Origin of the sequence: Actinocrinis sp., assembly GCF_035938995.1 — a bacterium.
Classification (GTDB): domain Bacteria; phylum Actinomycetota; class Actinomycetes; order Streptomycetales; family Catenulisporaceae; genus DASZGI01.
The window spans coordinates 1-7,062 of sequence record NZ_DASZGI010000243.1 but is presented as its reverse complement, the minus strand read 5'-3'; the positions used below and the strand labels follow the sequence as shown (position 1 = coordinate 7,062).

Below are 7,062 nucleotides of genomic sequence, written 5' to 3'. Positions count from 1 at the left end.
TTGGGCCGCACGAAGTTGAGGCTGGGCACCAGCTCGCGGTTGTCGATGCACAGCGCGGTCTTGATCAGGCCCGCGATGCCGGCCGCGCCCTCAAGGTGGCCGATATTGGTCTTCACCGAGCCGACCGCGAGCGGGGTCTCGCGCGACGCTCCGTACACCGAGCCGACCGCGGCGGCCTCGATCGGGTCGCCGACGCGCGTGCCGGTGCCGTGCAGTTCGAGGTACTGCACCTGAGCCGGGGCGATGCCGGCGTTGCCCAGGGCGTCGCCGATCGCTCGGGCTTGCGCGGTGGCGCTGGGGACGGTCAGGCCGCCGTCGCCGGAACCGGTCGCCACGGCGCTGCCCTCGATGACCGCGTAGACGTGGTCGCCGTCCTCGATCGCGCGCGCGAGTGGCTTGAGCACGACGACGCCGCCGCCCTCGCCGCGCACGTAGCCGTTGGCGCGCTCGTCGAACACGAAGCAGCGGCCGTCCGGGGACAGCGCGCCCGCCGCCTCGACCGCAGCCGTGCTCAGCGGCGAGACGTGCAGGTGCACGCCACCGGCCAGGGCGATGTCGGCCTCGCCCCTGCGCAGGCTTTCGCAGGCCAGGTGAACCGCGACCAGCGACGACGATTGCCCGGTGTCGATGGTGATACTCGGGCCGTGCAGACCCAGCAGGTGCGAAACGCGGTTGGCGATCATCGAGCGGGCCAGGCCGGTCAGCGTGTGGCGGGTGATGCCGCGGGCGCCGCCCATCGCCACGAGGTCGGCGTAGTCGGCGGCCATGACGCCGAGGAAGACCGCGACCGTCGTGGGCGACGCGGGCGGACACGTGGCCTGCGGCGCGACGATGCCGGCGTCCTCAAGGCCCTGCCAGGCCAGTTCGAGGGCCAGCCGCTGCTGGGGGTCGGTCTCGGCGGCCTCACGGGGGGACATCCGGAAGAAGTCCGCGTCGAACTCGTCGATCCCGCTGACGAAACCGCCACGATCCGGGCCGAAGGGACGGTCGGTGTCACGATCGCGGATCGCGTCGACGCCCGCTTGGAGCAACCGCCAGAACTCCTCGGCTCCCGACGAGTTCGGCATCCGCGAAGCGATCCCCACGATCGCGATCTGCCGGTGAGTCACGGCCGTCATTCCCATCCCTGCTATCGCTAGTAGGCGTTGCCCGGAAGCTGTCATGACCCTTGCGCCGACACGTCGGTCACATTGATCGGTGGCCGGCGACTCTTCCTCGCGCGGCCTTTGTCCTCGTTCGCCATTTCCGCGTCATGCCCCGGCTCGCCAGCCGACCCGATGAAAACCGTTGTAACGCCGTTGCCGCCGGTTCGCGGCAGGCGAAGGAGGGCAGCCGTGAACCAGCGGGAAGATATGCCGAAAACGCTTTCGCGAGAGGGCTCGCGAAATGCAGACCCCGCCCCGAGAATCCCAATGCGGCCGCGCTGCCACCCCGGTCATCACGCGTTCACCCAGAGTCCGGCCGGGGACGCCGACCGAATTTGGGAGCCGAACCGCGCAGCACGCTAACGGCTGGCGCGCCGGGTCCACAACTTTGCCCACTGGGACCGCCGCGAAACCTCGCGCGGGGCGTCAGCCTCCTGAGAGAGCAATTCCGGACGATTCAGGATCCCGCCGCGACGGGCTCTCGCGCGGGCGTCGCCACCTGCGGGCTCGTCGACCGGGCGAGGTGTTCAACTGATGATCCGGCACCAGTTGAACACCTCGGGACCGTGCGGACCGGCCCGGTTGCGCCGCGCTACTCGGCCGCGGCGGTGCGCATGGTCCGGCCGAACGGGATCTCGTGATCGGATACGGGCCGGACCGCGACCAGGCCGCCGGCTATCTCGAACTCGGACCGGCGTTCGAAATGGTCGTATCCGCCGCAATCCGTGGCCTTGATCTTGTCGTTCTGCCGGCTGAGTGCCCGAATGTGCAGACCGTCCGGGAAGTTGGCCGGCCCGCCGATGAGGATGGCGCGCACCGGAAATTCGGCCGAGGTTACGCCTCGATGTCCGCCGTGGACTTCCCTGTGTCCAAAAGTGTGTCGCGGAGTTGCCGCCTCCGGTTTTCAACCGTGGGCGGTGGCTGTTTCCTTCACCGCTCGACGGATCCGGCCGGTGTCCGCAAGCGCATCGGCTACGTCGCTCAGACAGGCGGCGCGGAGCCGTCCTGCACAGTGGTGCCGGAGAACCTGCCCGTCCGGGCAGACCTTTGCCGCCTCGACCGGAAGAGCGACACTTCGGGGCTTCCCACTCAAGACGCAAGGGCACGACTCTGCGCCCGAACTTCGTGACACCTTGCGATACAAGACATGCGGGCGCGGACGTTCACGCACGCCTTGTGACTGCATCATCGAGCCCTTACGCTGCTCTTACTGGCAGCCCTGACGACACGGGCGCCTGGGGCGAGGCGCCCGACGTTTCCTTCCGGTCGTACCCCGCGACCCGCTGGAGACGCGCCCGCCCGGCCCCGTGCCGCCCTCCCCCAGGAGCTGCACGGGGCCACTACATCTCCCGCCCGCTCTCACAGCCACCGCGCACGCGGCGTGGCCGATGATCCCCGCAAACAGACAAGCGGGTGCCCGCTGTCCGCACAGCGCGACACCCACCTGATCTCACAACGACCCGCCTCGGGGCTGTCGACCGCTGCGACGACCGCTGGTCCTACAGATCCTGGGCGAACGCCGACCAGACCTGCGCGTATTGCTGCGCCAGCTGCCGCACCAGCTGGCGGCAGTGCGGCGGGGTCGAGGGGCCGAGCTCGGACAGTTCTTTGACGCCGAGCGCGTTCAGGCGCAGCAGGCGCAGCAGGCGTCGGCCGTTCTCGTTCTGCCGCAGCGCCGGGTCCCGGACCAGTTTCTCCAGGACCGAGGCCGTGGGCGGCGCCGGCCGCTGGGGGCGGGGCCGAGGCTCGCTCGGCTGCGTCGGGACCGGGCCCTCGCCGCGCTGCAGGCGTTTGCGGACGTCGGCCACCGTGGCCGGGGAGACTCCCGCGGTGCGGGCCAGCTCGCGCAGGGAGGCTTCGGGGCGCTCGGCCATGAGCGCGGCGACGTGGCGGCGGCCCGCGACGTTGCTCAGCGGCCGGACGCGCCCGTCGAGCCCGATCCGCACGGGCGCCGCCCCGTCGCTGGTCAGGCGGCGGATCGTCGCGACCGTCTTGGCGGCCAGGCCCGCGGTCTGCGCGATCGCGCGGTCGGACATGTGCGGGTGCGACTTGACGATGCGCTCGGCCGCTGCGCGGCGGTCGGCCTGGGACAGCGGGAAGCCGTGCGCGACGTTGGCCTCGACAGCCCGCAGGAAGGCGTCGGCCGGACTGCCGTCGAAGAACTCGACCTCGATCGACGACAGGCCCTTGAGCACGGCCGCCATCAGCCGGTGCGTGCCGTCGATCACCTGCATGGTGCGCCGGTCCACCAGGATCGGCGGCAGCGGCCCCTCCACCTCGGCCAGCCGGGCCACGTGCTCCCGGTCCTGGCCCTGCAGGCGCGGCGACTCGCCGGGCACCAGTGCGGCCACCGGCACCATCGTGGTCAGCCGGCTCTGCTCTTGCCGCATCGGCAGTGGTACGCCCCCGGGGGCAGCTTCGGCGGCCGCCGGGGCAGCGGCATCCGGGGGGTGGGGCGGGCTCTCTGCATGCTCGGACCACCGGATCAAGGCGGTACTTCCTTCCCGTCTCTGCAGGGGCGACCCGGCTCCGCCTCGGATGGTCGGCGGCCGGGCCGTAGCACGTCTGTTGTCTGCGGTTCGGCTTATACGAAAACTGATACACCCGTCGACGGCGCTGTCGGCAGTCGGCCGGTCGGGTGGCGCTGTGGCCGGCCGTGATGTCGGGCTACCGCCAGGGAAACGTCAAACCGCACCTGGTACGAGTTGATCAGCTCGACGATGGTGGGCGGGTTGTTCGGGTGGGCCAGATCTGGCTGCACGGGCCCAGCGGCCGCGCAGTGAGCAGCAGGAGCGACGACAGACGAACCGCGCGGTAAGCGCAGCGCGATCGAAGCAGACCAGCTATGCCTGAGGGCGGGTGCGGCGAGCTTGGACGCGGAACCCGGCACCGGGGTGGCCGCTGCGGCACCCGGGGTGGCGAGTCTCAACAGTGCTCCGAGGGTGGTGATGAACCCCCGCGAACATGTACGTCTTGCGCATCAGGAACCCCTCCCGTTGTAAACAGCAGTACCAGACCTTGCCCTTGAGAGAACCGCAGGCATCTCGATGGTTGAACTGGATCGGGGGCGATCGCACAGGCGCCTGACCGACGGCGTTGTCGGGCGGTGGCGGCATCGTCGCTGCCGTTCAAAGATACAGGAGACCGGCGTGGTGACTGCACGTGGAAACATATCAGTATCCGGATGTGAAGGACCCGGTCACGTGGGGGCGCCGCCCTATCGGGCGCACGGATTGACACGATCGCGCACGCCTTCGTGATCTTCGGCCTGAAGATCGTGGTTGACGCTCGGCACGCCCGCCTCGTTGAGCGGCTCGCCCTCGACGAGGCCGCGGTCCATGTCCTCCACGACGGAAGCCTGAAGGCACTGTCGCCCACGCCGGCAACAAGAATTGGCCCGCACAGCGCGGCGGGCAGCACCCAATCGCGTAATCCCGGCTCGTAGTCGACCCGCACACATGAGTGGGGCGCGGGGGGACCCGAACCAGTAGGCCCATCCCCCAGATACATCAGGAAGTGGGCGCGGCTTGCGCAGTCCACGCACGCAGAGATCTCCAGTTCGATGACGAAGGCCAGGTAGAGCCGCCGGAGTGGCAGACATACATGACCACGAACCCTGCCACAAGGCTCCTGGCGGATGGTGCAGTCTTGTCAGCCCGTCCCGACATCGAATGGACGCGCGACCGTGTCGTCTCCACCCTGGCGCCGCGCCGCCACCAGCCGACTAACGTAAGACTGTCCGCGACGAGACAACGGGGAGAAGACCCCCGGTCGTATGCCGGCTACAAGAAGGGCTGCATCGGTGTTCACTCGTGTCGCCATCGTCAACCGAGGCGAGGCCGCCATGCGGCTGATCCACGCCGTCCGAGACCTCGCAGCGCAGACCGGGACACCGATCGAGACGGTCGCGCTGCATACCGACGTCGACCGAACTGCCGCGTTCGTACGCGAGGCCGACATCGCCTATGACCTGGGCCCCGCCTCCGCCCGCCCGTACCTCGACCTCGCCGCGCTCGAACGGGCGCTGGTGGAGACCGGGGCCGACGCCGCGTGGGTCGGCTGGGGCTTCGTCGCCGAGGACCCGGCGTTCGCCGAGCTGTGCGCCCGGATCGGCGTCGCGTTCGTCGGGCCGAGCGCCGAGGCGATGCGGAAGCTCGGCGACAAGATCGGGGCGAAGCTGATCGCCGAGCAGGTCGGCGTGCCGGTCGCGCCGTGGAGCCGCGGCGCGGTCGAGACCCTGGACGCAGCGGTCCGCGCGGCGGGAGAGATCGGCTACCCGCTGATGCTCAAGGCGACCGCGGGCGGGGGCGGTCGCGGAATCCGCGTCATCACGAGCGAAGCCGAGCTGGTCGACGCCTATGAGCGCACCAGTCAGGAGGCGGCGCGGGCGTTCGGCAGCGGCGTGGTGTTCCTGGAGCGGCTGGTTACCGGTGCGCGGCACGTCGAGGTCCAGGTGATCGCCGACAGCAAGGGCACCGCGTGGGCGCTCGGTGTGCGCGACTGCTCCGTGCAGCGGCGCAACCAGAAGGTGATCGAGGAGTCCGCGTCTCCGGTACTCAGCCCCGAGCAGGTGGCGGAACTGAAGGCCTCCGCCGAGCGGCTCGCCGTCGCGGTCGGCTACTGCGGCGCGGCGACCGTCGAGTTCCTGTACCACCCCGGCGACAAGCTGTTCGCGTTCCTCGAGGTCAACACCCGGCTTCAGGTGGAGCACCCGATCACGGAGTCGACCACCGGCGTCGACCTGGTCAAGCTCCAGCTGCACGTCGCTTCCGGCGGGACGCTGACCGGGGAGCGGCCCGTCGAGCGCGGGCATGCCGTCGAGGCGCGGCTCAACGCCGAGGATCCCGACCGCGACTTCGCCCCCTCCCCCGGCCGGATCCTGCGGCTCGACCTGCCCGCCGGGCCGGGTATCCGCGTCGACACCGGCGTCGGCGAGGGGGACACGATCCCGGCCGACTTCGACTCGATGATCGCGAAGATCATCGCCTACGGCCGCGACCGCGACGAGGCGCTGGGCAGGCTGCGCCGGGCGATGGCGGAGACCACCGTGATCATCGAGGGCGGCGCGACCAACAAGAGCTTCGTGCTCGACCTGCTCGACCAGCCCGAGGTGATCGACGCCACCGCTGACACCGGCTGGATCGACCGCGTCCGCGCCCGGGGCGGGCTCGTCTCGCACCGGCACTCGGCGGTCGCGCTGGCCGCGGCCGCCATCGGGGCGTACGAGGAGGAGGAGCGCGTCGAGAGGCAGCGGCTGTTCTCGACCGCGTTCGGCGGGCGGCCGCAAGTGCGGCACGAGAGCGGTCGGCCACTCGATCTGAAGCTGCGCGGCGCCGGCTATCGCGTGAGGGTCGCACAGATCGGGGCGCATCGCTTTCGCGTCGCCATCGGCGCCGACGACCAGGCGCACACCGCGGACGTCGAACTGGACCGCTTCGACCGGCACACCGGCCGAATCGTCGTGAACGGTACCCGGTTCCGGCTGGTCACCGACACGCACGGACCGGTCCACTTCGTCGAGGTCGACGGCGTCGCGCACCGCGTCAGCCACGACGAGGGCGGCGTTCTGCGGTCCCCCGCCCCCGCGTTGGTGGTCGCGACGCCGCTGGCGGTCGGCGCCGAGGTCGAGGCGGGCGCGCCCGTGCTGGTGCTGGAGAGCATGAAGATGGAGACGGTGCTGCGCGCGCCGTTCAAGGCCCGGCTCAAGGAGCGGCCGGTGTCGGTGGGCAGCCAGGTGCCGACCGGCGCCCCGCTGCTGCGGCTGGAGCCGATCGCCGACGACGAGGCCGAGGACACCGGCCCGGTCGAGGCCGTGGAGCTGGACCTGCCCGAGGCAGACGGGACCGCCCCGGTGCTGGACCGGCTGGCCCGCGGCCAGGAGGACCTGCGCAGCCTGCTGCTCGGCTTCGACGTGGAC

The 7,062-nt window shown here is 70.7% G+C and carries 5 protein-coding genes; 1 reads left to right on the top strand and 4 read right to left on the bottom strand.

Annotation, left to right across the window (positions count from 1 at the left end):
* From VGZ32_RS17170 to VGZ32_RS17155, 4 genes are all read right to left on the bottom strand, one after another.
* A partial coding sequence (locus VGZ32_RS17170; protein WP_326887068.1) for a polyketide synthase occupies positions 1 to 1,118 on the bottom strand: 1,118 nt, incomplete at its 3' end.
* 619 nt (positions 1,119 to 1,737) lie between these two features.
* On the bottom strand, positions 1,738 to 1,962 hold the full coding sequence (locus VGZ32_RS17165; protein ID WP_326887067.1) for a DUF5988 family protein: 225 nt from the start codon (positions 1,960 to 1,962) through the stop codon (positions 1,738 to 1,740).
* Positions 1,963 to 2,644: 682 nt separating this feature from the next.
* Positions 2,645 to 3,535: a ParB/RepB/Spo0J family partition protein gene (locus VGZ32_RS17160; RefSeq protein ID WP_326887066.1), complete on the bottom strand. Its 891-nt coding sequence runs from the start codon at positions 3,533 to 3,535 to the stop codon at positions 2,645 to 2,647.
* 827 nt (positions 3,536 to 4,362) lie between these two features.
* Positions 4,363 to 4,494 (bottom strand): hypothetical protein, encoded by a 132-nt coding sequence (locus VGZ32_RS17155; protein ID WP_326887065.1) that lies wholly within the window; start codon positions 4,492 to 4,494, stop codon positions 4,363 to 4,365.
* 453 nt (positions 4,495 to 4,947) lie between these two features.
* On the opposite strand from VGZ32_RS17155, the gene VGZ32_RS17150 reads away from it, so the two are divergent.
* Positions 4,948 to 7,062: acetyl/propionyl/methylcrotonyl-CoA carboxylase subunit alpha (locus VGZ32_RS17150; protein WP_326887064.1), on the top strand; the 2,115-nt coding region annotated here is incomplete at its 3' end.